This window comes from Mesorhizobium sp. B263B2A (assembly GCF_020165775.1).
In the GTDB taxonomy this organism is placed as follows: domain Bacteria; phylum Pseudomonadota; class Alphaproteobacteria; order Rhizobiales; family Rhizobiaceae; genus Mesorhizobium; species Mesorhizobium opportunistum.
Genome location: NZ_JAIUIU010000025.1, coordinates 15,712 through 42,199, shown reverse-complemented (window position 1 = coordinate 42,199; position 26,488 = coordinate 15,712). Strand labels below are relative to the sequence as shown.

At 58.8% G+C, this 26,488-nt stretch carries 23 protein-coding genes; 19 read left to right on the top strand and 4 right to left on the bottom strand.

Annotation, left to right across the window (positions count from 1 at the left end; all coding sequences use genetic code 11):
• The first annotated feature begins 9 nt into the window (after window positions 1-9).
• Both LB568_RS28005 and LB568_RS28000 read left to right on the top strand, forming a co-directional pair.
• Window positions 10-1,230: a TrbI/VirB10 family protein gene (locus LB568_RS28005; protein ID WP_064993440.1), complete on the top strand. Its 1,221-nt coding sequence runs from the start codon at window positions 10-12 to the stop codon at window positions 1,228-1,230.
• A gap of 2 nt (window positions 1,231-1,232) precedes the next feature.
• Window positions 1,233-1,505 (top strand): DUF2274 domain-containing protein, encoded by a 273-nt coding sequence (locus LB568_RS28000; RefSeq protein WP_064993441.1) that lies wholly within the window; start codon window positions 1,233-1,235, stop codon window positions 1,503-1,505.
• 132 nt (window positions 1,506-1,637) lie between these two features.
• Here the strand turns inward: LB568_RS28000 and hemN are convergent, their stop codons facing one another.
• Window positions 1,638-2,960 (bottom strand): oxygen-independent coproporphyrinogen III oxidase, encoded by a 1,323-nt coding sequence (gene hemN, locus LB568_RS27995; RefSeq protein WP_064993442.1) that lies wholly within the window; start codon window positions 2,958-2,960, stop codon window positions 1,638-1,640.
• A gap of 178 nt (window positions 2,961-3,138) precedes the next feature.
• Between hemN and LB568_RS27990 the strand changes: the two genes are divergently transcribed.
• From LB568_RS27990 to ubiM, 11 genes are all read left to right on the top strand, one after another.
• Complete coding sequence (locus LB568_RS27990; RefSeq protein ID WP_064993443.1) at window positions 3,139-3,888, top strand: Crp/Fnr family transcriptional regulator; 750 nt, start codon at window positions 3,139-3,141, stop codon at window positions 3,886-3,888.
• 336 nt (window positions 3,889-4,224) lie between these two features.
• The gene (ccoN, locus tag LB568_RS27985) at window positions 4,225-5,853 is read left to right on the top strand and encodes a cytochrome-c oxidase, cbb3-type subunit I (RefSeq protein ID WP_064993444.1); all 1,629 of its coding nucleotides are present in this window, start codon (window positions 4,225-4,227) and stop codon (window positions 5,851-5,853) included.
• Window positions 5,844-6,575, top strand: a complete 732-nt coding sequence (gene ccoO / locus LB568_RS27980) for a cytochrome-c oxidase, cbb3-type subunit II (RefSeq protein ID WP_064993445.1) — start codon at window positions 5,844-5,846, stop codon at window positions 6,573-6,575. Before ccoN ends, ccoO begins: the two co-directional genes overlap by 10 nt.
• 10 nt (window positions 6,576-6,585) lie before the next feature.
• Entirely contained in the window at window positions 6,586-6,735 is a 150-nt protein-coding gene (locus tag LB568_RS27975; RefSeq protein WP_013533256.1) for a CcoQ/FixQ family Cbb3-type cytochrome c oxidase assembly chaperone, read from the top strand.
• 2 nt (window positions 6,736-6,737) lie between these two features.
• Window positions 6,738-7,601, top strand: coding sequence for a cytochrome-c oxidase, cbb3-type subunit III (gene ccoP, locus LB568_RS27970; protein WP_064993446.1), 864 nt, complete (start codon window positions 6,738-6,740; stop codon window positions 7,599-7,601).
• A gap of 139 nt (window positions 7,602-7,740) precedes the next feature.
• Entirely contained in the window at window positions 7,741-9,300 is a 1,560-nt protein-coding gene (ccoG, locus tag LB568_RS27965; protein WP_064993447.1) for a cytochrome c oxidase accessory protein CcoG, read from the top strand.
• Window positions 9,297-9,794, top strand: a complete 498-nt coding sequence (locus tag LB568_RS27960) for a FixH family protein (protein ID WP_064993448.1) — start codon at window positions 9,297-9,299, stop codon at window positions 9,792-9,794. The genes ccoG and LB568_RS27960 overlap by 4 nt, the downstream gene beginning before the upstream one ends.
• Window positions 9,791-12,076 carry a cation-translocating P-type ATPase gene (locus tag LB568_RS27955; RefSeq protein ID WP_064993449.1) on the top strand — a complete coding sequence of 762 codons (2,286 nt, stop codon included), beginning with the start codon at window positions 9,791-9,793 and terminating at the stop codon, window positions 12,074-12,076. Before LB568_RS27960 ends, LB568_RS27955 begins: the two co-directional genes overlap by 4 nt.
• Entirely contained in the window at window positions 12,076-12,231 is a 156-nt protein-coding gene (ccoS, locus tag LB568_RS27950; protein ID WP_064993450.1) for a cbb3-type cytochrome oxidase assembly protein CcoS, read from the top strand. The genes LB568_RS27955 and ccoS overlap by 1 nt, the downstream gene beginning before the upstream one ends.
• Before the next feature lie 727 nt (window positions 12,232-12,958).
• Window positions 12,959-13,249 (top strand): hypothetical protein, encoded by a 291-nt coding sequence (locus tag LB568_RS27945; RefSeq protein ID WP_084015713.1) that lies wholly within the window; start codon window positions 12,959-12,961, stop codon window positions 13,247-13,249.
• 129 nt (window positions 13,250-13,378) lie between these two features.
• Window positions 13,379-14,560: a 5-demethoxyubiquinol-8 5-hydroxylase UbiM gene (ubiM, locus tag LB568_RS27940; RefSeq protein ID WP_064993451.1), complete on the top strand. Its 1,182-nt coding sequence runs from the start codon at window positions 13,379-13,381 to the stop codon at window positions 14,558-14,560.
• Here the strand turns inward: ubiM and LB568_RS27935 are convergent.
• The gene (locus LB568_RS27935; protein ID WP_224655927.1) at window positions 14,550-14,696 is read right to left on the bottom strand and encodes a hypothetical protein; all 147 of its coding nucleotides are present in this window, start codon (window positions 14,694-14,696) and stop codon (window positions 14,550-14,552) included. The genes ubiM and LB568_RS27935 overlap by 11 nt on opposite strands.
• Before the next feature lie 1,513 nt (window positions 14,697-16,209).
• Between LB568_RS27935 and LB568_RS27930 the strand changes: the two genes are divergently transcribed.
• The 4 genes from LB568_RS27930 to LB568_RS27915 are packed head-to-tail and all read left to right on the top strand — an operon-like array spanning window position 16,210 to window position 21,969.
• Window positions 16,210-18,324, top strand: coding sequence for a hypothetical protein (locus tag LB568_RS27930; protein WP_064993452.1), 2,115 nt, complete (start codon window positions 16,210-16,212; stop codon window positions 18,322-18,324).
• A 16-nt stretch (window positions 18,325-18,340) separates the two neighbouring features.
• Window positions 18,341-19,540: a hypothetical protein gene (locus LB568_RS27925; RefSeq protein WP_064993453.1), complete on the top strand. Its 1,200-nt coding sequence runs from the start codon at window positions 18,341-18,343 to the stop codon at window positions 19,538-19,540.
• Between the two features lie 33 nt (window positions 19,541-19,573).
• Complete coding sequence (locus tag LB568_RS27920; protein WP_064993454.1) at window positions 19,574-20,923, top strand: tyrosinase family protein; 1,350 nt, start codon at window positions 19,574-19,576, stop codon at window positions 20,921-20,923.
• Window positions 20,920-21,969 carry a HEAT repeat domain-containing protein gene (locus LB568_RS27915; protein ID WP_064993455.1) on the top strand — a complete coding sequence of 350 codons (1,050 nt, stop codon included), beginning with the start codon at window positions 20,920-20,922 and terminating at the stop codon, window positions 21,967-21,969. The genes LB568_RS27920 and LB568_RS27915 overlap by 4 nt, the downstream gene beginning before the upstream one ends.
• 196 nt (window positions 21,970-22,165) lie before the next feature.
• Here the strand turns inward: LB568_RS27915 and LB568_RS27910 are convergent, their stop codons facing one another.
• Window positions 22,166-23,068: a serine protease gene (locus tag LB568_RS27910; protein ID WP_084015715.1), complete on the bottom strand. Its 903-nt coding sequence runs from the start codon at window positions 23,066-23,068 to the stop codon at window positions 22,166-22,168.
• A 322-nt stretch (window positions 23,069-23,390) separates the two neighbouring features.
• On the opposite strand from LB568_RS27910, the gene LB568_RS27905 reads away from it, so the two are divergent.
• Both LB568_RS27905 and LB568_RS33880 read left to right on the top strand, forming a co-directional pair.
• Window positions 23,391-24,734, top strand: a complete 1,344-nt coding sequence (locus tag LB568_RS27905; RefSeq protein WP_140696752.1) for a hypothetical protein — start codon at window positions 23,391-23,393, stop codon at window positions 24,732-24,734.
• A 15-nt stretch (window positions 24,735-24,749) separates the two neighbouring features.
• Window positions 24,750-25,217, top strand: coding sequence for a c-type cytochrome (locus tag LB568_RS33880; RefSeq protein WP_064993456.1), 468 nt, complete (start codon window positions 24,750-24,752; stop codon window positions 25,215-25,217).
• A gap of 499 nt (window positions 25,218-25,716) precedes the next feature.
• Here LB568_RS33880 and LB568_RS27895 read toward each other — a convergent pair whose 3' ends face one another.
• Complete coding sequence (locus LB568_RS27895; protein ID WP_224731832.1) at window positions 25,717-26,328, bottom strand: TetR/AcrR family transcriptional regulator; 612 nt, start codon at window positions 26,326-26,328, stop codon at window positions 25,717-25,719.
• Between the last annotated feature and the right edge of the window lie 160 nt (window positions 26,329-26,488).

Here is a 26,488-nt window from a genome sequence, read left to right as displayed (position 1 = left end):
AAAAGGCTCATGACCTATACGTCCCACTCCAATGCGCCGCCGAAACTCGATCCCGACCAGCTGCAGCTGCGCGCCTCACCCCGCGGTGCTGTGCGCTTCAGGCGGGGGGTGATTGTCGCGATCTCTGCCGCCGGATGTGGTGCCATTCTGGGCGTCATGATCATTGCGCTTCAGGGGCCGGCATTGCGATTCAAAGAGCAGGCGGAAGACCTCTACCATCCTGACCACAAGCCCACCGCCGAGGGGCTCGACAGCCTGCCCAGGGACTATTCCGGCGTCAAGCCGAAGGCCCCGGTGCTCGGACCGCCGCTACCCGGTGATCTCGGCCGCCCCATCCTCGAGCGGCAGCGCCAACTCGGAATTGCGCCGGGACAGGAGGTCTCCGCCGAGGATCAACGCCTTGCCCAGCAGGCGATCGAAGCGCGCGAGTCGCAAGTGTTGTTCCGGATCGACAATCGGCCCAAACCGACAGATCTCGCTGGCGGCGAGGAGAGTCTACAGCAGCGGCCTGAAGCGCCGCAATCCGGAGCGACAGCCGGGTCGGCTTCCGTTGCACCAGCCGAGGGCGATCAGAACAACCAACAGCGCAAACTGGATTTTGTCAGTCAGCGGAGCACAAGCGGAATCTACAATCCGCATGCGCTGCAGACGTCTGCCTCGCCCTACCAACTGATGGCTGGCAGCGTAATCGCGGCAAGCCTCATTACCGGGATCAATTCCGACCTACCCGGCCTCGTCGTCGCGCAGGTCACAGAGAATGTGCAAGACACAGTCACTGGCAGCATCTTGCTCATTCCACAAGGTTCCCGGCTGATCGGCACCTATGACAGCGTGGTGGCGTTTGGGCAAAAGCGCGCATTGCTGGTCTGGCAGCGAATAATCCTGCCGGACGGGTCCTCGATCGAGATCGATAATCTGCCGGCGACAGACACCGCCGGATATGCGGGGCTTGAGGACAAGGTGGATTTCCACACCTGGCAGCTGATCAAGGGGGTTGCGCTCGCGACCTTGCTTGGCGTGGGCACCGAATTGAGCCTCGGAGACAATGAAAGCGATCTGGTCAAGGCGATCCGCGAATCCGCCCAGCAGAACGTCAGTCGAGCCGGCCAGCGCATAACTGAGAAAAATCTCAACGTTCAGCCCACCATAACGATCCGACCAGGCTGGCCACTGCGCGTCATCGTGCACAAGGATCTCTTGCTGCGGCCATACAAGATTGAACGGGAGTGATTATGGCCAACTTGAAACTTGGCAAGCTTCCAGACCGAACGCCCTTGAAGATTACCATCACCGTCAGCGCGGACTTGAGCCAAGAACTCAACGCCTATGCTGCGCTCTATCGTCAGACTTACGGCGAGTCTGAAACAGTCGCGGAACTCATTCCTTTTATGCTGGCGGGATTTCTGGACGGCGACCGAGCGTTTGCCAAGGCCAGAAAAGAAGGTCTGGCGACGGCCAGCATCTCAGACGAATCGCGGTCTTTGAAAGCCTCAGATTCCGAATGACCGAAGCAGAGAGTCAGTCAAGTGCAATTGTGGCGCACCGTGCCTGTCAAACAAGGGTGTGCGCGGGCAACATCGTCTGGCAAATAGGTCACCGATGATGGGCCCTGCGCGGACCGCGACGCACTCGCTGGCTCAAACTGCCACGGAGTGCCTGGCCTTTCCCGTTTTGAGATATTTGTCGAACTTCGCAGCGACGCATCTGACAAAGGGACGACTTTCCAGCGGTACGACGAAACGATCGCCGTCGAGTTCAAGTCGGACCGACTTGTCGAGGGCCACGGTACTCGACCGAAGAAGGAGCTTCTGGCCGGCTTTGCCGAAGCGTTCCACCAAATCGACTGCCGAGAAGCCGAAATCGCACATCAGGCGCTCGATGATCCAACCGCGAGCGCGGTCGTCGTCGGAAAAAGCAATTCCGCGGACCGAAGCCAACCCACCGTCATCCACCATGCGGCCATACTCGGCGGTCGAAGGCATGTTCTGTACATAGCCTTGTCGGAATTGGCTGATGGATGACGGGCCGAGGCCGATCAAGGTTTCGCAGCGATCCTCGGTGTAGCCCTGAAAGTTGCGACGCAACATCCCCGCATGCGCGGCAAGCGCCAGCGCATCCCCCGGTTTGGCGAAATGGTCGAGCCCGATTGCTTCGTATCCTTGGTCGAGTATGGCGCGAGCTGCCAGTTGCGATTGGGCAAACCGCTCCTCCGGGCCTGGCAACCAGGCCTCGTCGATCATTGTCTGATGTTTCTTGAACCATGGCACATGCGCATAGCCAAAGAGGGCGATCCGGTCGGGCTCGAGCGTCAGCGCCTGCCTGACGGTGGACAAGACGCTCTCCCTGGTCTGGTGCGGCAAGCCGTAGAGCAGGTCCAGGTTAACCGACTCGACGCCGCGTGCCCGAACGCCGTCGACGACTGTCTTGGTCTGCAAGAAGATCTGTTCGCGATTGATGGCCTTCTGCACCTTCGGATCGAAATCCTGGACCCCGAGGCTGGCCCTCGTCATGCCGATTTCGGCAAGTGCGTCGAGGCGCGCTTCGTCCATATCGTTGGGTTCGATTTCGCCGCTGATCTTGGCGCCGGGAAGAAATGAGAAGCTGTTGCGCAGAACGGCTCCGAGCGCCACCATGTCCTGTGGTTTGAGCATCGTCGGTGAGCCGCCACCGAAATGGACGGCACGCACCCGGCCCTTGCCTCCGGCGAGACATGAGACGGTGGCGATCTCCGCATGCAGCGATCTCAGATATTTGGTGACCGGTTCATAGTGGCGTGTCTGCTTGGTGTGGCACGCGCAGAACCAGCAAAGCTTGGCGCAGAAAGGGATGTGCACGTAGAGCGATATCTCATCGTCCTCGCCGAGCGCCTCCAGCCAGCCACGATAAGCCGCAGCATCGACGCCCACGTGGAAATGCGGTGCGGTCGGATAGCTGGTATAGCGAGGGACGTTTTCGACAATCCGAGCAAGCTACTTTCGACTGCATGTCGTGGTCACCATGTGCACCGCTGGAACTCTTGACTGGTTGGCCGGCCAACGCCCTGATTTCGATCAAGTGCAGCTCGGACAAACTGCCGCAAGGATTTTTCTACCCTGGATTGCTACCCTGTCGGTGCTTGGAAGAGGATAGAGCGAGCGCATGACATTACGGCAGGGCATTCACAGTGCCGGCATTCCCGTTCTTTGCCGCTCTTGCGAGGGAAGGCGTCGCGGTATTTGCGGCGCGCTCGATCCAGACCGTTTGGCTGCGCTTGCCAGGAGTTCATCGCGGCACAAGATCGAGCCAGGAGTCGAACTGGTCGGCGACTGCGAGGCCGTCAACAGCTATTCGAATGTGCTTTCAGGCGTGGTCAAGCTGACGAAGAGCCTTTCGGATGGGCGCCAGCAGATCGTAGGGCTCCAGTTTGCACCGGATTTTCTGGGGCGACCCTTCAAGGTCGAAAGCGAGATCAGTGCGGAAGCGGCAACCGTTGTCACGCTGTGTTCGTTCCCCAAGGCAGCCCTCGAACGGATGGTGAAGGAATCACCGGAACTCGAGCATCGCCTGCTCAAGCAGGCGCTGGACGAACTTGACGCAGCACGCGAATGGATGGTGACGCTCGGGCGCAAGACGGCATCGGAAAAGGTGGCGAGTTTTCTTGTCATGCTCGCCCTGAACATGGATTCCAGTGTTGATCCGGCCGCTATCTCGGCGTCCTTCGATCTGCCACTGACTCGTGCCGACATCTCTGATTTCCTTGGCCTGACGAATGAGACCGTGAGCCGCCAGCTGACTCGATTGCGAGCTGAAGGCGTGATCCGGATCGACAACAAGCGCCATGTGAGGGTGGAGAGCGTCGGCCGGCTGGAGCAGCGTTGCGGCGGCCGAAGGCCGCGGCAGTTTGGATAAGCCCAAGCGGCGGGCTCTGCGCCGCCAACTCGAATCCGCGGCAGGACATGCTGCGTTCGAGCACAATGTATTGCTGTAGCCTCGAGAACCCCGGTAGCATAGACCCAAGAGCATCAGCGACCCTTGTCGGATAGCAAGGCAGCCGGCAAGAGTTCCGCAAAGCTCGCCGGCCGCGCTTCGACATACCCGCCCGCCCCAACGTCCGCTCTGATTTGCGCAAACTCGATTCTACCAAACAAACCTGGCACCTGACATGGATCAGGGCGGGCAGAGGGCAGCTGCGCAATTGATGCCGAGCGGATTTGGCGTGCGCCCGATTCGGGATCAGGATTTGCGATGAAATTCGGCACAGCGATCGTCGTGGTGGGCTTTTTTGCCTTTGCAGCCCTGGTGGCTGCTGGCTTCGGCATTGATGGACCTTTCCGCCAGCATATGGGGGTGCTGTCTTTTGCCCTTATTGCCTTTATCGGGATCTTGTTGCGCAACTCGGAGTTCAAGCCGGCCGCTCCGATCGACCCGTCCGCCTATATGGACGGTCCGATCCGCTACGGCGCCATCGCCACGATGTTCTGGGGCGTCGTCGGCATGCTGGTCGGCGTCGTTATCGCGCTGCAGCTGGCCTACCCCGATCTCAACGTTCAGCCTTGGTTCAATTTCGGCCGCTTGCGGCCGCTGCACACGTCCGGGGTCGTCTTCGCCTTCGGCGGCAACGCGCTGCTGTGCACGTCATTGTACGTCGTGCAACGCACTTGCCGCGCTCGCCTGTTCGGCGGCGATCTCGCCTGGTTCGTCTTTTGGGGCTACCAGCTTTTCATTGTCATGGCCGCGACAGGCTACCTGCTCGGCATCACCGAGAGCCGCGAATACGCCGAACCGGAATGGTATGTCGACGTCTGGCTGACCATCGTCTGGGTCGCCTACCTCATCCTGTTCCTCGGCACGATCCTGAAGCGCAAGGAACCGCACATCTACGTCGCCAACTGGTTCTACCTCTCCTTCATCGTGACCATCGCGATGCTGCATGTGGTCAACAACCTGTCGATGCCGGTCTCTTTCCTCGGTTCCAAGAGTTACTCCGCCTTTTCCGGCGTCCAGGACGCGCTGACGCAGTGGTGGTACGGCCACAACGCCGTCGGCTTCTTCCTCACCGCCGGCTTCCTCGGCATGATGTATTATTTCGTGCCCAAGCAGGCGAACCGGCCAGTCTATTCCTACCGGCTCTCGATCATCCATTTCTGGGCACTGATCTTCCTGTACATCTGGGCCGGGCCGCACCACCTGCATTTCACCGCTCTGCCCGACTGGGCACAGACGCTCGGCATGGTGTTCTCGATCATGCTGTGGATGCCGTCCTGGGGCGGCATGATCAACGGCTTGATGACGCTGTCCGGAGCCTGGGACAAGTTGCGCACCGACCCGATCATCCGCATGATGGTGATGGCCGTCGCCTTCTACGGCATGTCGACCTTCGAAGGCCCGGTGATGGCTATCAAGGCGGTCAACTCGCTGTCCCATTATACCGACTGGACAATTGGTCACGTGCACTCCGGTGCACTCGGCTGGGTCGGCATGATCTCGTTCGGCGCGATCTACTACATGGTACCGAAGCTCTGGAACCGTAACCGGCTCTATTCGCTGCGGCTGGTTACCTGGCACTTCTGGCTGGCGACGCTCGGCATCGTCGTCTACGCCGCCGCCATGTGGGTGTCCGGCATCACGCAGGGCCTGATGTGGCGCGAATACGACGGGCAGGGCTTCCTGGTCTACTCCTTCGCCGAGACCGTCGCTGCCATGCGCCCCTACTACGTCATGCGCGCCATAGGCGGCGCCATGTATCTCTCGGGCGCCCTGATCATGGCCTGGAACATCGCGATGACAATCCTCGGCCGTCAACGCGAGGAGAGGCCGATGTCGGGTGCCGCGCCTGTCATTCAGCCTGCCAGGGAGCCAAACCAATGGGCTTGATCGACAAACATGCCATTATCGAGAAGAACGCCACGCTTCTTCTCGTAGGCTCCCTTCTTGTCGTGACTGTCGGCGGTATCGTCGAAATCGCGCCGCTCTTCTATCTCGACAACACGATCGAGAAGGTGGAAGGCATGCGTCCGTACTCGCCGCTCGAGCTCGTCGGGCGCAACATCTATGTGCGCGAGGGCTGCTACCTCTGCCACAGCCAGATGATCAGGCCGTTCCGCGACGAGGTCGAGCGCTACGGCCACTACAGCCTGGCCGCCGAGTCAATGTACGATCACCCCTTCCAATGGGGATCGAAGCGGACGGGGCCGGATCTGGCCCGGGTCGGTGACCGCTACTCGAACGCCTGGCATGTCGCCCATCTTTCGGATCCGCGTTCCGTTGTGCCGGAATCCATCATGCCCAGCTACGCCTTCCTGAAGGACGCGCCGATCGAGGTGAAGGACTTCTCGACGCATCTGGTCGCCAACCGGCGGGTCGGCGTTCCCTACAACGATGACATGGTCGCCAACGCCAACGCCGATCTGATGGCGCAGGCTGATCCCAACGCCGACACATCAGGTCTTGAGGCCCGTTATCCCAAGGCCAAGATCGGCGACTTCGACGGCAACCCGCAACAGGTCACCGAAATGGATGCGCTCGTTGCGTATCTGCAGATGCTCGGCACGCTGGTCGATTTTAAGAACTACGACGAAGGCGCCGGTTACCGCTGAGGAGTTTTCCATGAATTACAATCTTATGCGGGAGTTTGCCGACAGCTGGGGTCTGGTTGCCATGGCGCTTTTCTTTGCGGGGGCAAGTGTCTTCGTCCTGCGTCCCGGCAGCCGTAAGTTGGCGGACGAAGCTGCCCGAATTCCGCTTCAGGACGAGTGATCATGAGCGAGGAGCACATCGATGAAGTCTCTGGGGTCTCGACCACCGGCCACGAATGGGATGGCATCCGCGAGCTGAACAACCCGCTTCCGCGTTGGTGGATCACCATCTTCTACGTCACCATCGTGTGGGCGATCGGCTACACAATCGCCTATCCCGCATGGCCACTGCTGCATTCGGCGACGACGGGTGTTCTCGGCTATTCGAGCCGCAATGACGTCAAGAACGAACTGGCGGATGCGGAAGCAGCGAAGAGCAAATACCTCGCGGCGGTGAAGTCGAAAAGTGTCTCGGAGATCGCTGCGGACGATGCCTTGCGCGAATTCGCCATCGCCGCCGGCGGCGCCGCATTCAAGGTCAACTGCACGCAGTGCCACGGCTCCGGCGCCCAAGGTTCCAAGGGCTTTCCCAACCTAAACGACGACGACTGGCTGTGGGGCGGCAAGGCCGAGCAGATCCAGCAGACGATCACCCATGGCATCCGCTTCGCTTCGGATCCGGACACGCGCCTGTCGGAAATGCCGGCGTTCGGGGACATCATCACCGCCGACGAGATCAAGCAGGTTAGCGCATATGTCGTCAGCCTCTCTGGCAAGGTCGCCGATGCAAGTCTGATCCAATCCGGTGCCAAAGTCTTTTCCGACAATTGCGTCGCCTGTCATGGTGAGAACGCGGAAGGGAACAGGGAATTTGGGGGCCCCAACCTCACCGACGCCATTTGGCTGCACGGGGCCGGCGAGGCAGCGGTCGCAGCCCAGGTCCGCGCGCCAAAGGAAGGTGTCATGCCGGCCTGGCTCGGCCGTCTCGGCGAGATCAAAGTCAAGGAGCTTGCGGTTTATGTCCATTCGCTTGGCGGCGGAGAATAGGAAGGCAAGGCCTATTCTCGGCCTCCCCCTGCCAAGCGACGGGGCCCGGCGCAAGCCGGGCCTCGACACCATTTCGGCTGCGCCGCTCGTCGATGCGGCACGAAATCCCCTTCTGACTTCGGATGGGAGTGGTACGCACGTGCGCAATGATACGCGAACTGAACGGCTCGAAGGCTCGGCCCCAAATTCCTCGAATACCCGCCAGCCGCATTATGCCAGACGCAAGAAAGTCTTCCCAAAGCGCGTCTCGGGCAACTTTCGCCGCTTCAAATGGCTGGTGATGGCGATCACGCTCGGCATCTACTACCTGACGCCTTGGCTGCGTTGGGATCGCGGTCCATTTGCTCCGGATCAGGCCGTGCTGCTCGACCTCGCCAACCGGCGCTTCTACTTCTTTTTCATCGAGATATGGCCCCAGGAATTCTTCTATGTGGCCGGCCTCCTGGTCATGGCCGGCGTTGGGCTTTTCCTGATTACCTCGACTGTCGGCCGTGCCTGGTGCGGCTATGCATGTCCGCAGACCGTATGGGTCGACCTGTTTCTTGTCGTCGAACGTGCGGTCGAGGGGGACCGTAACGCCCGCATGAAGCTTGACGCTGGTCCCTGGACCGCCCGCAAGCTGGTGCTGCGCCTATCGAAGCACACGATCTGGCTGGTCATCGGCGCGGCCACCGGCGGTGCTTGGATCTTCTATTTCGCCGATGCGCCTAGTTTGGCTCGCGAACTTTTCACCGGTACCGCCGCGCCTGTCGCCTACATCACCATCGCCGTGTTGACGGCGACCACCTACACGTTCGGTGGCCTGATGCGCGAACAGATCTGCACCTATATGTGCCCATGGCCGCGCATCCAGGCAGCCATGCTCGACGAGAATTCGCTTACCGTCACCTACAATGACTGGCGCGGCGAACCGCGCTCGCGTCACGCCAAGAAGGTGCAAGCGACAGGGCAGTCCGTCGGCGACTGCGTCGACTGCAATGCCTGTGTCGCGGTCTGCCCGATGGGGATCGACATTCGCGACGGCCAGCAGCTCGAATGCATCACCTGCGCGCTGTGTATCGACGCCTGCGACGGCGTCATGGACAAGCTCGGCAAAGAGCGCGGACTGATTTCCTACGCAACGCTCTCCGATTACAACGCCAACATGATGTTGGCGACCGCGGGCGGCTCCAGTTCAGTCAACCCGTCGCTGGTCAGGACCGCTGATGGCCTGTTCTCCGACAAGGTGGCGCATTTCCATGTCAGCAAGATCTTCCGGCCACGCACCTACGTCTACATGGGTCTGTGGTCGCTGATCGGCCTGGGTCTGCTCTATTCGCTGCTGACGCGCGACAGGCTCGAAGTCAATGTGCTGCACGATCGCAATCCGCAATTCGTAACGTTGTCCGACGGCTCGATCCGCAACGGCTACACCGTCAAACTGCTCAACATGATCCCCGAGCCGCGGATCATTGTTGTCACCATGCAGGGCTTGCAAGGAGGCGAAATGAGCGTGGTCGGGGACGACATCAAGGCGGGCCGCTCGTTTGCCATCCCGGTCGAGCCCGATCGCCTGAAAACGTTGAAGGTCTTCGTTCGCCAGCCGGCGGACCAGATCCACGCTCCGGCACAGACCTTCAAGTTCCGTGTCGAGGACAGAGCGAGCTCCGAGTCGAACGAGTACACCGCAACATTCAACGCGCCAGAGGCCGCCAAATGACCGCCAATGCCCAAAAGCCTCGCGAATTCACCGGCAGGCACATGCTGGCCATCATTCTCACCTTCTTCGGCGTGGTCATCGCGGTCAATCTGACGATGGCCACGCTCGCCAACACCAGTTGGACCGGCCTTGTCGTCGAGAACACATATGTGGCGAGCCAGCAATTCAACAAGGAGGCCGAGGCCGGCCGCGCCCAAGCCGCGCTCGGTTGGACCGGCAAGCTGACCATCGCATGGGGCGAAGTCCGCTACAGCCTCTCCGACGCGGCCGGCAAGCCGGTTCCTCTGCACGGCGTCAAGGTGCTGTTTCGTCATCCCGCCTACGAGAAAGACGACAAGTCCGTCACGCTCGCCCTCGCCTCAGGCAAGGAATTCGCAGCGCAGCAGATGCCGAAGGACGGCGTCTGGATCGTCGAAGTCGACGCCGATGCCGGCCTGGCACGACCCTATCGCGACGTCAGCAGGATCATGATCTCTCATGGGGCTCTGCAATGAGCTGTTGTGCACCGGGCGCTGAAACGGCGCTGGATCTGAACGGCGCCACATGGGTCCTGCCATCCAGCCAGGAAATCAGGTTGGCGAGCCGATCGCTTGGCGACGATCTTCGGCAGACCGACCTTTCAGTGCCGACGGTTCATTGCGCCGCCTGCATCCAGACGATCGAGGCGGCACTTGGAAAGCTCGATCACGTCGAAAGCGCGCGCGTCAACCTGTCGACGAAACGGGTCGCGGTCCGGTGGCGTGGAGACGAGGTGCCACCGTTCGTCGCCGCGCTTGGCAGGCTTGGCTACGAGGCGCATCTGTTCGCACCCGAGATCGACGACAAGGACAAGACGCTTGCCGAACTGATCCGCGCCGTCGCTGTTGCCGGTTTTGCGGCGGGCAACATCATGCTGCTTTCGGTCTCTGTCTGGTCCGGCGCCGAAGGTGCTACCCGCGACCTGTTTCACTGGGTCTCGGCGCTGATCGCCATTCCTGCCCTCGCCTTCGCCGGCGGCATCTTCTTCCGGTCGGCCTGGAACGCCTTGCGTCATGGCCGCATGAATATGGACGTGCCCATCGCGGTCGGTGTTTCGCTCGCCTACGCCATGAGCCTCTATGAGACGATCAATCATGGCGACCACGCCTATTTCGACGCGTCGGTATCGCTGCTGTTCTTCCTTTTGATCGGACGCACGCTGGATCATGTGATGCGGGAGCGTGCCCGAACTGCCGTGAAAGGCCTGTCTCAGCTGGCCGCGCGTGGCGCCATGGTGCTGCGCGGCGATGGCGCGCGCGACTATCTGCCGGTCGGCGAGATCGAACCAGGCATGCGGATGTTGATCGCGGCCGGTGAGAGGATCCCCGTCGACGGCAAGATCATCCAGGGAACGTCGGATCTCGACTGCTCGCTGGCCTCAGGCGAAAGCACGCCGAAAAACGTAGCGCCGGGCGAAGCGGTACAGGCCGGCGTGCTCAATCTTACCGGCCCGCTGACGATTGAGGCGACAGCCGCCGCAAAAGATTCATTCCTGGCGGAAATGGTCCGGTTGATGGAGGCCGCCGAGGGCGGCCGCGCGCAATATCGCCGTATCGCCGACCGCGTTTCGGCGCTCTACGCGCCCATGGTTCATCTCACCGCCTTCGTGACATTCCTGGGCTGGATAGTGGCGACCGGCGACTGGCACCGGGCGATGACGATCGCCATCGCCGTTCTCATCATCACGTGCCCCTGCGCGCTTGGCCTCGCCGTGCCGATCGTGCAGGTGGTCGCCGCGCGGCGCCTGTTTGAGAACGGCATTATGGTCAAGGACGGCTCCGCCATGGAACGCCTGGCAATTGTCGACATTGCCGTGTTCGACAAGACCGGAACGCTGACGCTTGGCCAGCCCCGGCTCGTTAACGCGCCGTCGATCGATCCGGCCATGCTGGCAGTCGCAGCCGACCTGGCGGCGCACTCGCGTCATCCGTTTTCAAAGGCCATAGCCGGCTTTGCCATTCCTGGCGGGCAGCTCAAATTCGATGCCGTCACCGAGCATCCGGGATTCGGAATCGAGGCCACTGATGCGGGAAGCACCTGGCGACTGGGCCGACGCGGATGGGCTGGATGGAAGGCTCGAACCGGCGGCGAAGCCAAACATGGCTACGGCGGAACCGTTCTCACGAAGAACGGGATGATTGTCGCTTCCTTCGCTTTCGAGGATGCGTTGCGGGTCGACGCCAGAGCGGCCATCGATCAATTGAGCGACGCCAGGGTTCCCGTGGAAATGCTGTCAGGCGATACCGCGGCGGCCTGTGCCGAGGTTGCGAAGTCACTCGGAATCGACAACTTCGTTCCCTGCCTGCTGCCATCCGGCAAGCTCGAACGCATCGAGACCCTCGCGAAAGTGGGGCACAGGGTTCTGATGGTTGGCGACGGCCTCAATGATACGCCGGCGCTGAGCGCAGCGCATGTCTCGATCGCACCGGCCACCGCCGCCGATGTTGGCCGCAACGCCGCGGATTTCGTCTTCCTGCGCGAAAGCCTCCTGGCGGTGCCGCTCGCGCTGGACGTCTCGCGCAAGGCAGGAAGCCTGATCCGCCAAAACATCGCCGTCGCGACTCTCTACAATACCATCGCTGTACCAATCGCTATTCTAGGGCACGCCACTCCGCTTATCGCGGCGATTGCTATGTCTGCGTCATCACTGCTGGTGATCGGGAATGCATTGCGCCTGGAAGGCTTTGTTCGGCACGCACCAGCGGAAACTGTTGCCAATGATAGACACTCCAACAATGGCGGACGGGTACAGTTGTAATGAGGACGCTTGCCTATTTGATACCTGGGACCCTGCTCCTCGGCGGGCTTGGGCTGTCTGGCTTCCTATGGGCATTGAAAAGCGGTCAGTACGAAGATCTCGACGGGGCAGCAGAGCGTATCCTTGTCGACCAGGAAGACAAGCCAGAACGCTGATTCAAGCCGCTCTGCAGACGACTGTTGGGATGCCGGTGATAAGCCGAGTGGAACTACTGCTGAGGTTGCATAGGCAGCTTCACCTGCCGCCGGTTGACGCTGATCTGTGAAAAGCCTGTGTCGCTCGAAAGATTACGTCGCCCATTCCGCCCAATATGCAGGCGGGTGATCGTCGAACCGCGGTCGCCGGATTACTCACACCGCTTGACCTAGATCAGGGTTATCTACTCATCGGCGTGGTTTCATCGGCCAGTCCTTCAGGGAGAGAATCCATGCCTACGTCGACGAATCGCGCCGCCGAACGCCTCGGCGATCGGTTTGAATCAAGACCCACACGAAGAACGGCCAAAGCCAAAAGTGGGCCGAAGCGTGGCTGCGCAAGGCGGCGGCCGGATTCTTGTGAGCAAAGGCTGAACGCGACCTCCGGCGGCAACGATCAGATCGCCCAGGGTGCGTGCGACCCGCTCTGCGAGATGGCTCGCTAATACATGCCGATGTAGCCCTCGCTAGTTTTGAGAACGTTGTGGAGCTTGCGGCGCGTCCGCAACTGACAACCGTCGATGTGAACCCAAGGCGCTCGGACGCGAGGCTGCTGACCGCGTGCTCAAGACATCGCGGGACGGCAGCAGAGCGGCGTCAGACGCTGGCCATGTTCGCTGGTCCTGCGGGCATGGTGGCATCACCGGGCAACTGCGTATGCCAAAGTTTTGTTTGCAGGAGTGTATAGATGTCGCGATTTCGCCTATTGACGATCTTCATGTCGGGAATGCTGGGAACGGCGACGTTGCCGGATCAAGTCGCCTCGGCACCAGTCCTCAACTCCGCCAATCGCAATGCGCTGGTCGAGCAGAACCAATTACTGATGCTGGAGAACAGGCTGCGGCGGCAGCAATATCAGCAGCAGCAGCAGCACTTCCGTGGCCAGGATCGCGAGATCGCGCCGCAGCAACGGCCCGATCGACCGCTTACTTGCCAGCATCAGCGGTCAAGCAACGGCTTTGTGAGCATCTGCCGCTGATAAGGCGGCTTGCCACTTATTTAGGCGGCCATAGCTTGCGCGCGTCGTGCTTAAACTAGCATCAAAGGCGTTTTTGATTTCGCAATTCGTGCCTGAACACTGGAGAGCCGACCCGATGGCGCCACGCTGATGGCCGTCTCCGATAACAGCTTCGACATCATTGTCGTTGGCGCGGGGCCGGTCGGACTTTCCTTCGCCGCCTCGCTTGCCCAGAGCAAACTCAAAGTGGCACTTGTTGAAGCGCAGGCCCGGGAAAGGCTCGCGAATCCGGCGTTCGACGGTCGCGAGATCGCGCTGACTCATGCCTCGATCAGAATCCTTCGGGAGCTCGGCGCCTGGGATATCATTCCCGCTTCGGACAAATCACCACTTCAAGGCGCACGCGTCCTCAACGGATCGAGCGCTTTCGCTCTGCGTTTTAATGCTCCAAGAGCGTGTGGAGAGCCCCTCGGAATTTTGGTCCCGAACTGCCGCATTCGCGATGCGCTGTTCAAAATCGTTCGGCTGCGTGATCAGCCAGAGCTGCGGTGCGGCCACTCGGTCGTCCATGCAAGGACCAGCCACAAAGGAGCAGTGGTTACGCTTTCTGACGGCATGCAGTTGAGCGCCAGGCTTGTTGTTGCCGCAGATTCGCGCCTGTCTCCCACGCGTGATCTGCTCGGCATCGGCGCCGACATCAATCGGCTTGGCCACTCGATGCTGATCTGTCGGGTGCGGCATGAACGCGCCCATCACCATGTGGCAACCGAATGGTTCGATCACCATCAAACGATAGCGATGTTGCCTCTGGGGGAGGGGGTCTCCTCGTTGCTGCTCACTCTGCCCTCAAGCGAGGTCGGCAGACTGCTTGCCTCCAACGACGATTTGTTCCTCAGGGAATTGACGAAGCGGTGTCAAGGCCGTCTCGGGGAAATGACATTGGCAAGCAGCCGCCACGCCTTTCCGCTGGTCACCACGTGGGCGCACGAACTCAGGGCTCCGAGTGCCGCACTCATCGGTGACGCTGCTATTGGAATGCACCCGGTGACAGCGCATGGCTTCAACATCGGTCTCAGCAGCCAAAAGCAACTCGCCGATGCAATCCTGACTGCAAGTCGCGACCGCCGTGACATTGCCGATCCCGACATGCTGCACAGATACGAAAGGCGGCTGCGCCTGTCGGCGGCGCCGCTCTACCATGCTACGAATATACTCGTCCGACTCTACTCAAGCGAGCGACCGGCGGCACGGCTTGCACGCCATGCGGGGCTTCGGTTCGCCCAACACGTTCCTCTTATCCGGCATGGCATCTCGGCCATGCTCAAACGGTGAAGCACCAGCAGCTCTGGAATTCGTGGACTTGTTGCGACGACCGCTCGGCAAGAGTGGCATCGCTCCAAATCATCACTGCCACCGCTTCGGCGAACGCCTGTTCGGTCGGTGACGGTGACATTTCGGCGCGGATCATCGGCCGTACTGCGAGCTGAATGACCTAACGGTGTGGGTTCGGATGGTATTCCGAAAGGCTGAGTTTACTGGAAAATTACTGCGCGTGATTCCAGGCCACTGCGACTGGAAAAGATCCGAAGCAGTACCCGAGCACTTGGAGGTGGGCGGCGCACATCTCCTTCGATGCCGTCCAGCAGAATGTTCTGGGCGGGGGAAGGCTGCTACCGATCTCCTTGAGTTCGAGCACGAAGCGCCGGCGAACTGGCATGGGTTGGAGGAGCAAACTTAACCTAGGCCGATACTCTCGCGCCGCATTTTGATCAGTGCGCTGGCGAACGGAACTTTTCTCACGAACCATGGTTCGCGCCGGCGAAAGCAGGTATCTGCTCCCCGCAGCGCCAAGGAGATTTGCCATGAACGTTCGCCAGTTGCTGAAACCAAATCAAGGACCTCCCGGAAGAAACATTGGTCTGTGTCGCCGAGGTCGATGAAGCATTGCGGCCGTTGCCGCCGGGGTTGAAGCCGTTGAGAGCGCGAAATCCAGAGCCGCAAGCAAGATGGCACCGAGGCTGTCGAACTCGCCAATGGAACTGAAAAAGTCGTCGTGATCCGCTGGTGACGCGCGCCTAGGTGCAGCAAGCTCTTTATGGTTTCCTCCACCGGTACGTGGTCATTTTCATGCATCAGCAAGAGGCAACGACACGATTGTCCCGACTGTGCGGACTGCGGAAGGGACTTCCGAAACCATGCAGACGCCCTCAATCCCTTCGGCCGGCTCGGGGAAAACGCGGAACTGAGGCCTCAATTACACAGCCTCATGCGAGCCATGCGTCGAGAATTCGCCTCCCCCAGCATCGAGGAGGCAGACCAACCTCATCAGGTCGACAAGGTTCAGTCGACCACCTGAGAGATCGCCTGCAATCGGCTTTCTGCTCAACGAGCAAGGTGCGGGCCGCATTCGTGCTGCCGCGATCAAAGCCTCGATGTTCTTCCGAGGTGAACTCCCACTGAAAGTCCAGCCTCTTAGACCGCACTCTTATCGAACCGATCATGCTCCTGTTCGACACGGACCAACATGCGTTTCGAATTGATGCCGCTGACCTATTCAGACGCGTGACCTCCGACCGTGTAGATCTGGGCCATACGCGACACCGAGCGCAGCCATGTACTTGATGCCTGGCGCCGGCTCGAGCACCCGCGCCGCTTCCTCCGCGCTCAGCACGTCGGGCAGCTCCGAGATTCCGGGTGACCACCAGCGCAAAACCAATCCTGCCGAACGGTGAACCGCAGCGCAGTGCTCAGGCCATTTCCTGCCTGCCGGCTTTTTTTCACGTGCCTGCAGCCGATCCCGCGGGCCCAGATAGCATTTGGACTTACCTTCCCGGCGCAGCCGCTCTTGTGCACTAAAAACAGCGCGTAAGTATCTCGTCCAGCACTGCTACAGGACATTGACCGGGAGGATGCATATCTCTGATTGCTAAACCAGGTATACTCGTGCAATTATACATGACGCGATCGGGGGGGTCGAGTTCATGCGCCTCTTGCTTTGCAGTCTGATTGCCTTTGCAGCGGCGGGTTCCTGTGCCCTGGCCCAAGACGCGAAACTGATGCGGCCGAAGTCGTTCGCCGATTTTGTCCGGCAAACCGCGCCCGATCTGATCCGACATCTCGACGCCGCCGCGCTCGAACGGACCAATAGCCAAGCTCTCATCAATGAGGGGGAACTTTTAAAGGCGCCCCGATATCCGTTTGCTAGACCGATGTCGCAGTTGCCAGAGGGAGATTCTCGCACCTTAGAGTACGTCAACCAGCTTTCAATTTTCCTGGAACAACATCAAAAACTTGGACAAATAACTGATCAATTTCGCTTAGCGGTAGGGTCGTCAAGTCGACCTCTCAACGCGGCGCCGGATTTTTTGGGCAGAGGAGACTACTTCTCATCCAAGGTTAATCGGTGGAACGGCAATATCTTTTGGGCACCTGCTTCGAAAGAAACAGACATTAACCTCCGCTACGCCGATGAAGTCAGAGCTGTCTTCGGACCGATCCCGCCGTTCGACGTTACCACGCTTGGCCGATTTGTCCGCTCTGACGGGTCAGTTATCGAAACGCGGGCCACGTATGTGGAGGTGGACGGCAATCGAGCGGAACTAAAGCCGAACAGTTCCAAATCTGGCTCTCCGCTCGAATACGAGCATCGCGACAAGAACGGTGTGTTTGTAAATTGGACGGCGACCATCGACAAATGCGACAAGCCGTCTCTGGCAGGCGGTGTAACACCATGCGGTACCGCTTCGAGACTCTCTAGGATCGAAAAAGGAAACGTCGAATGGATCGCACTTGCGAGGAAAACCCACGGCCCGGAGATTCTAAGACCAGAGAAATATTGGAGTGAGAACGACAACTCCTATGCGCTGCTTGGTTACATCGGCTTCAACCAGGTGAGCGGGGAATTGGCGTTCTTCGACGGAAGCTATGAAGGAATAAAGTTCGATTGGAGTACGCCTACTGTGGCACCAGGAGGAGGCGGATACAACGACACTGCTGGTCGGACTCTGGCATCCAAGACATACGACGCGACTTTCAGGGTCGACTGCGCCGCGTGCCACGATAACAAAGAACCCAGGATCATTACCCCCTATATCAAGCAAGCGCGCGTGGGTTATCGCGACAAAGATGAGGCCGCGGCGTTCAGCCTTGGCGATCTGCTCCCCGAGCGTACCCGGAACTCGAAGACCCCCTACCGAGTGGTTGGGACGGACTATACCGCAGCTCACAGGGGCACGCTCGATGGCGACCTCACGATTGTAGATCCAGCACGAAATTGTACCTCATGCCATGGACTCACCAACAACGGCACCGGACGCTTTGCATCGGATGCAGTAGGACGCCTCGGTTCTATTGCCGGAGACAGCGGGTTGGAAAACAGTTTCCGCACCGACTGGGCACTTCGGACCGGCGCAGGTAAAATTCATCCGTGGATGTACGCGGAACCGCAAGGCAATGACGTTTCCGACCCTCAACCTGCTCCCATCTCGGATGCTGATTGGGATAAGCTTCGCGCGGTTATCGAGAACGCTGATGGAGATTCGCGCTCCCTCAAAACCTACACCGATGCTCCAACTCCCGAGTCCACGATGGATGAGGCGACGAGGATCGGAGATCCATCAGGTCCTCAAAATTTCGCAGTGGGCATTGAAGACAATCCCGACGGTTCCTCGGAATTGTCGCCAAAGCGCATCCGGCTTGACTGGACGTATATCAATTCATTCGGCGGAGTCCCTGAGCGCGATGATGTACGCTTTAACGTAGCGATACACGAGGTCGGTATACCCTCTGATGGTGCGGAGCCGGCTAGTGGTGACTTTCCAAGCATCGAGCAGACCAAGGCGTTAGGGTTTAGCGACCTGGGAGGGGGTGTCTTCACGGATGGGACAATATTCGTACTCCGCGACATGTCTTTCCAGGGGCATATGCGCTGGATCAACCCCGCCCCTACGCTGACACCAAGGCAATACAGATTGTATTTTCCGGCATCGCTGAACAAGCGGTACCTCATTCGTGTCGCTGCCAAGCGATTTGGTTTCGATCAGGGCGGGGAGCGCGTCAGCGCCGCTGACCATCTGCTAAAAGTCGATATTAAATAGCCCACGGGAGTAAGTCATGCGTATAGCATATGGGATCGCGGTTGTCGTCGTTTCGCTGCTGTCGAGCAACCTCAAAGCGGCCGCGACAGGGCCGGATGTGATCGTGGGATTCATCGACGACGCTCGGGAAGACAGCCGGCTCGGATCGAAGATCGGTCTCACGGCTTCAACCAATTCCTGCAATATTGGGGATTCGCCACTCAATTGGCAGCGCCTTCCGGACACACATCATCCAGCCATCACCCTCAACTTTTATCGCTTGGCAGATGGAAGGATGGAGCAATTGGCGAAATCTTGGGTCAAGCACGGATTCTACGCGACGAATCAGAACGATTGCGGTGGCATACCGGAAATGCATCGCACCTGCCAGGCTGGGGCCGGGGGAAGCCAGTTGCGTCCCGGTTGCTCCGACCTGTATACTGAGGATCTCAATTCAGATCCCCGTAATCTTGGGCCTCGGAGCAGAATAACCAATTCTGCAAAAGTTGAATTTGACGGATCCAAAGCACAAGATCTGACCGGCTATCCCCCAAGCGATCCAGCGGAACGGATCTTGCTCGTCGACGAAGCTGACCTGCTCACGCCAGGCGCGCGGTATTTCGTGGAGGCCCAGTACATCACCGCCGACGATGCGACAGCCGGTAACGCACGTAACAATGTGACCTATAGGGAAGTCAAACCGATCTTAAGATCTGGAGCGTGGGTGTTGCGAAACGAAAGCCCGGAGGTGCGGATGCAGCCGGCTCTGTTCGCCTGGAAAGAGTACGGGGCGCAGCTCTCCGAGGTCGATCTTGATGAGAACGGGGTGAAGACGTATATCCTAGTAGGCTCCAAGGCCCAGCCCCTCGCCGGTGGGAAGTTCCGGTACGATTATTCCGTGTACAATATGAACAGCGATCTCGCTGTCCAGGCATTTGCAGTGCCTGAGCAGCAGATTGACCAGAGCAGCGCTTCATTCAAAGCTCCACATTCGAATGGGGAGATATGGTCGAACGACGCCTGGGACAGCCGCATTCAAGGCAACCAGATAATCTGGTCAACGCGCAAATCTTCCGAAGACACCAACGCAAACGCGGTTCGCTGGGGTTCGGCCTATAACTTTTCGTTCGTTTCCGATAAGCCTCCCACGACTGCGGACGCCACCCTTACATTTTTCAATGCGCCCGCCGACGGTGGGGCCGAGACTGTTGTGCGAGTGACGGCGCCAGGGCAATGATTTCGACGGTGGCAATCCAATCGCAAGGGTGCAATGCGAATTCTTCTCGGCCTAATATTCTGGTGCGTCCTCATCTCGATTGCCGCCGTCGGTCGATCAACGGCTCAGTCGGTCGAAATACAAATCGGCGACGGCGCCCACGATAGCAGTCCTTATATTTGCTGGACTCCTGTTCTCTCGCGAGCTCGACTCTTAAGCAAGTCGTCGACAGCGCAACAACATCTAACCCTCTCTGCTGTCTCTACCGACAGCAGCGGCAATGTGGCCTTCCAGCTAAACGGAGCCGAAGTCCTCGACAAGAAGTCTTACTCTCCTTCCTCCACTCTCAGTCTGCCCCTTCCCTCGAATGGGGCATGGGCGTCGTTCTGGATCATGGGGACGAAGGCCTCCACTGGCGCCAAAGACGTGCGCGTGATCGCGCTTGATGACCTAGGCCTGGAGCTTGGATCGGTGGACGTGATGGTGCGGGTGCGAAAAAACGCGGAGTCGTTGACGAGATTTGAAGTCCAAATTTTTCTGGACGCTTTGAAGAAGCTTCACGATATCCAAAACAGCGCCGCGTCGTCGGATTACGAACCGTTCGTTCGCATCCATGAAGCGGCCAATCAGCTTGAAATTCACAGGTCGCCACTTTTTTTGCCATGGCACCGAGCGCTACTCCTTGATCTTGAACGTCGCCTCCAGCAGGTCGACCCGCGTGTGACCATTCCATATTGGCGCTTCGATGAGCCTGCGGACCATGTTTTTTCCGATGATTTCATGGGAGCGACTGTGCCAGGTGTGCCGTTCGTCAGCGGGCCAGGTCTAGGCGACTGGATCGATCCACAAATGGGTCGGCTGATTCGAGACCCAGCTGTGGCGCCAAGCCAAGGCGTCCTTGATCCAGCCGTACCGGCGAACTTCCACCGCGCGTTCGTGATATTCCATAGCCAAATCGAGAGTAGTTTCCATAGCGGTGTGCATCGAAACCTGGGCGGCTGGCTTGCCACGGCCGACTCGCCCGCCGACCCACTCTTCTTCCTGCTGCATGCCAACGTGGATAGGGTTTGGGCACACTGGCAGGCCACCTATTCCCGGTTCAGCGGGAATGATGAGGACGCGTACTCAGCCCTGGGGAAATATCCAGGAACCGGGCCAGATGCGGGCATATACAGGAAGGGCACCTACGCCGACGATCCGATGTGGCCTTGGGGATACCCAGATCCCGCAGAAGCATCGGGATGGCCTTCCACGTCGCATCAGATGCCCGGAATAAGTTCAAAGTCCGAGGCCGCTTCGCTCACGCCAGCAAGAATGCTAGATTACCTAGGATCCGAACAGGCCTCCTCGGCGCTGGGATATTGCTACGACGACATCGACTATCTCGGACGGCCTCTCAAATGACCTACATGGGTGGCAACAATAACAGCCGCATCTTCGTTTCCGCCTTGGTTAGCGCTTGGCTTTTGGCTGCGCCGTGCCTGGCCCAGTTGGGCCAGCCCCCCAATCCCGATCCGCGTGTCAGGGCGTATCTCCTGGAGAACGCAGGCGAGATCGAAAGACTGCGCGTCACCGCCGCAAACACGAATTTTGATCCAGGAACACGCAGCAAGGCGCTCGAAGGTCTTGCGTTGATTTCCGAAGACGCGGCTCTGCCCGTCGCTGCGGAGTTGGTAACGGATCCCGTCGAAGACGTGCGAAAATCCGCAGTCGGAATCTTGGCTAACTCGGTCGTCATGGCCGGTCACGACGCCGGCAATCACGACCCCGCGATGCACCCGGGCACAATATGGGGAAGCTACGTTCAAAACCAGCACAAGGTGGCGCTCGACGCATTGAGGCTGGCAACTCGCCAAAGTCGATCCGAGGCAGGTATGCTCGCCTTAAAGACGCTGGTGAGGTCCTCCGCGGAGGAAGCCTCGCCCTTGCTGGCGGAGGCCCTAGCCAATGGAGCGGTCACACCAAAGCAAGCGGCCGAACTTTGCACGCAAGCACCTGAGGCGCGTTCGCGTGCCTGCCTTTTGGATTTTCTGGATAAGGGGCCCGCGGAAGCGCGACTGGCTGCCGTGGCGGTTCTTGGCTCAATTCCAGGAGACCGACCTTTGATTCGCAACAAGATTTTTCTCAACGACCAGGCGGAGCCCGCTCTTCGAGCCGCGGCGGCTCAAGTGCTTGGTCAATATGATCCGACATTCACGTCCTACGCACTCACCGTCGCCACCGATCCGAACACACCGTCGCTCGTCTATGCAGCGGCGGTGCGAAACTATGCCCAAAGCGCGGAATCGGCTGGGAAGCTCGATGCCGCGCAATGGGCGGCGCTCAAAAGAGCGCTACAAAACAAGTTGAAGGCAGCACAGGAAACCGACGCGCTAACCCGATCAAACCTCAATGCGCCTCCGCTTCAGGAGCTTAACCAAATGTTCAACAAAGGCCGTCCGCTCCAATAGCGGTCGGCTTGCATGATCCTCCTAACCGCGTTTGTTCTTGTTCTCGATCCAGCTGCAAAGCCGTAGACCGGACTCGGTCCTGCGCTAGGCGGACCAACGTTCGCAACACCTGACCTTGCCCCTAAAATCAACGGGCAAGGTGACAACCGAATAGTCCCGTCAACGGAGTCACTCGCTTCAAGCCCGGACTAATAGCTCAGCGCGCCAGCGTGTTGGCTATCCACACGGTTGCAACCGCGACGTTGGCGTAGACGCCATATTTCAGGCGTTTGGCGCAACCCTCGCCCCAGCTCACAACGCCGACGAGCTGGCGCTTCCCGTCTACAACGGCACTTAGTGGCCCTCCGCTATCGCCTTGACAAGAATCGACGCCGCCGTCCTCCTTGCCAGCGCATATCATCGCCGAGGTAATTCGTCCGTTGTAACTGTCCTTCGCATTGCACGCATCATTCGGCACTATGGGCACGGTTGCACCGAGCAGGTCGGTCGTCGTATTTCCGCCTTGGAAGATCGCTCCCCAACCCGTAACGTAGGCCGTCCCGTGGTAACTTGAACCCTCTGGGATCAGCGCAATCGGTCGGCCCATCCTCGCGTCCCGCGCCAACTGAAGTAGTGCGAAATCGTACTCGTTAAGCTGCGAGTCCCATTTCGGATGGATGATGATGTTGGTTACCTTGAGACGCTCGCCGCCAGCAGGCAGGAAACTCGTGCCATCGACGACGTCTAGCGCGGCTGGGTTCTTGTTCACGATGAAGTTGTCGACGCAGTGCGCCGCCGTTAGGACCCAGCCTGGCGCCACAAGCGACCCGCCGCAAAACAGGAACCGTTGTGGATCGGGGGCGACCGCCCTTACAAGCCCAACCTGCCACTCATTTTGCTTGAAATCCACCGCCTCGCCGCCAACGATGCGAGGGTCCACACGAATCGAATTGAGTATCAACTTCTGATCGGCGTCGGGCAGTTTCGCCCGCTTCACGATGTCTTGCACCTCGTTCTGGAGGCGCTCGATATTCCCCAGTCCTCCCGCCGCTGCAGGCGTGACTGACAGTACCTCTATCACAAAAAAGCCAATCGCAGCCAATCCAGCAAATACCTGCATTCCAATCCCTCCCAAGGTTATGTGCCTCTCTCGCAGGTGTGACGTGCTTGCCCTTCTCCTCAGTTAATAAGTGTACGTATGCCCGTCGCGAACGCACGTGCCTGTATTATAGTCTCTGCCCTGACAATTAATCTTTTTGTCGTCGCGTGCAAGCGGTATTGCGTCAATCGACTCTGAGGGATATGGTCATACCGCAGGGGGGGCGCTTTTGGCTTTGGCGTCTAGTCCGGCATTATATATTGTTGCCCATTTAATGTTCCAGGTCATGGAAGCTCTTGGCAGCGCGCTTTACTGACAAGACTTAATACTTCGGGAGAGTGCTATGGTCAGCGTCCTTGGACGTCGATTGATGCAGGCTGCGACTTGCTTGTCATTGTTTGTTGGTTGGGACTGCGCGCTTGCTCCCGCGGTGGCCGCAGGGCAGCCGCCTGCGACACCCGCCGATTTTTGTCCTCCGTCGCCCGTACGCACCGATGCGATGGATAATCCCAGCAAGCACGCTTGGGATTTGTTCGCTACGTTGGTCCAACCTGCGGTCGCGACAGACCCTAAATCTCGCGGAGTACCAGACTGTTCGCGCCGTCCTGGAGCGCCAGGTACCACTTCTGTTTGGGAGACGTGGAAGTTAGCAGATAGCGAGGTATTCAAGGACGACGGAAGTTACCCGGCCGATTGGACCGATGCGAACGACGAAAGACATCTTTTTGGTCAGGCGCCTGGGCAGCAGCCAGGTTTTCATGAACAAGCCGCATTAAGCGCAAGGTTCAATACATCAGGAGAGGGTGTCTATATCGGAAGCGTAGGCGGTCTCGGCGAGACATATATGAACAAAGCGACGTTCGACTTCATTCGTACGAATTGTCTGTATAGTCGAGATGGATTGGCGAGGTACGCTAAGGCGGTACTTGATAAGGCGGTCGGACCGATCACTTTCCCTCCAGAGAGCATTGAAGTCAAAGCTGCTTGGGTGCAATTCACCGATGCCGAGATTGGGTCGGGCGTTCCAAACAATTTCTATTCAATAGTACTCTATGTGAAGAATGGGCAGCTCAGCTCTGGACAATCAACAGGAGCAACGAAAGTCGTCTTTGGGCTACAGACGCTTCACATCCTCACGAAAGACGTTCCAAACTGGTTCTGGGCGACCTTTCATCACAAGATATTCGCTGGAAAGCCGCTCCCCAGCCAACCTGGAAGGGAGTATCCCGACACAGCGCAAATGCCAGCCAGTCTCGCGGGAACCGTTTGGGAGAACTATAAATTGGGAGGGACGCAGGTCAATTTCGTGGACACGACCGGCTCTCCAATTGTGCTTTCAGATGCCCATATCGAGAATGGCTTTGTAAACTCCTCGTGCATTAGCTGCCATTCATACGGTGGATGGGACAAGAAAGCCGCATCACCGCGATTTTTCAACCCTCTGAACACCGGATTGTTTCAGATCGGGTTGCCTAACCAAGAACCCGTGCCAGATGGTGCTGTACTTGCCAAATCTGTTGACGGTACGCTCGTTCCGTGGCCAGGCTTCCCATCGGCCAATCTGCAGGTTACGCGTAATAATGTATTTGACGACTTCGTCCAGACCGACTTCGTGATGTCAATACCGTTCCGTGCAAAGCCAGAAACTGCAGGTCCGCCGCCCGCCTCCTGTCCATTTCAAAAATGAAAGGGGGCTGACGAGATGAGTGTCAGGCGCTGTTTGGGCGCGATGCTCCTGGCAATCGCGGCTTTAGTGATTGCATTGCCAAGTAATGGAGCAACCGATCGCCCCGAGGGTGATGGCCACGCGGCGACATTAGGTCCACTTACCTTTTCTGCCGATCAGGCTGGGGCCGGTCGGACCAAATTCCTTTCGACCTGCGTGCTTTGTCATAAGGCCGACCTCTCGGGGGGATTCGGCCCCCCCCTTAGAGGCTCTGTCTTTACACAAAAGTGGTTCCCTGGCAGCGTCAGTGCCCTGTTCAGTTTCATCAAAACTAATATGCCAAGGAACGCGCCTGGAACTTTGAGCAACGCAGAAGTGAGCGCACTGATCGCATTCATCTCAAGCGAAAATGGGAAAACGGCGGGCGACGTCGCTCTGCCAAGCGACTTGATGGCTCTCGCCGGGATAGGTTTCGATCAGCTTACATCTTCGGCCTCGCCTTGAATAACAAGTGAACAGCCGTTGGGCGCCAGGCGGAGGCACAGCGGTGGCGCTCATGGATGTATCCGTTCGCTATCTCGCTTAGGCAATCTGATTAACAATCCGCTTTCGGCGCCCGACTGCGGCCATTCGCCAACTGGCTGCGAATAGTCCAAAGTCGTCTACAGTCGAATTGTGCAAATTCGCCGGTGCTCGGTGGGCCAAACGGATGCGAAACCAAGCAGCCGCTGTCCTGTGTCGGTTTGCTTACCGCATCCGCTGGCGGAAATGGCGCCCACGCGCCATTCTGTTTGGCGCTGCGAAATCGCTACGGAAATGATGCAGTCAAAAGGATGCATGCCGCGACAGCGACTACATTGTTGTAGCCTTTTCAACAGCGTAAGAATCCGACGGTATTTGGAACGGTATTAGGAAATTTATGGCAGCAATTGGACTGCAAAACCAGTGTGTTGAAGGTCCGGTTGATCATCGAGTGGGAGTGAGGGGGAGTAGTGTGGAATGCTTATACAAGTATCTTACCGAATACGACTTCCTTAAATTCTAGTAGAGGGCCGTCACTCTTTTCGGCGCGCATCCGCAATAGAGTTCCCTCCCAACTATTTAATATAAAGCGCGCCAGCGACGATGCAGTGAATTGACGATCGATCGCTCCCTGGTCCTGTGCTTCCGAAATACAATCTTCAATTACGCTGCTCCAGGCATCGAAGTGCTTGGCCAAGTGCTCGCGTATCAATGAGCTGTGATCCGCAGCCTCGGCGCTGAAATTGCCCATCAAGCAGCCACGGACATAGTTCGAGGCCCTGAAGCTCTCGATCCTGTCGTCAAAAAAGGCCTCCAACCGGGCGAGTGGCGCGATCTTCGGATTACATAGGAACTCGCGCAGCCTGATCTGGCCGCGCTCAGAATATCCATCGATCACTTCGGCCCCAAACGCCTCCTTGCTGGCAAAGTAGGTGTAGAACGATCCTTTGGGCGTGCCGGCTCCCTCGACAATGCTCTGAATGCCAGTTGCGGCATATCCTTCAGCGTGAATCATCCGGATGCCGGCCGCGACGAGATTGTGTCGGGTGTTAGGCTTCGGCTTCGGGCCTCGACGGGCTGGATGAGATTTCATGAAAAACCCTCTTGACTAATTACAGACGACCGGTCATCTGGTGTTATCGCCGTTCAAACGACGCATGTCAACAGGGACATTCCTGCCGTCCGCCAAGGCATGCGGCGAGGTTGAGAACGCGAGTATTGCGCCGATGACGAAAGCTGCCGTCGGGAGACCG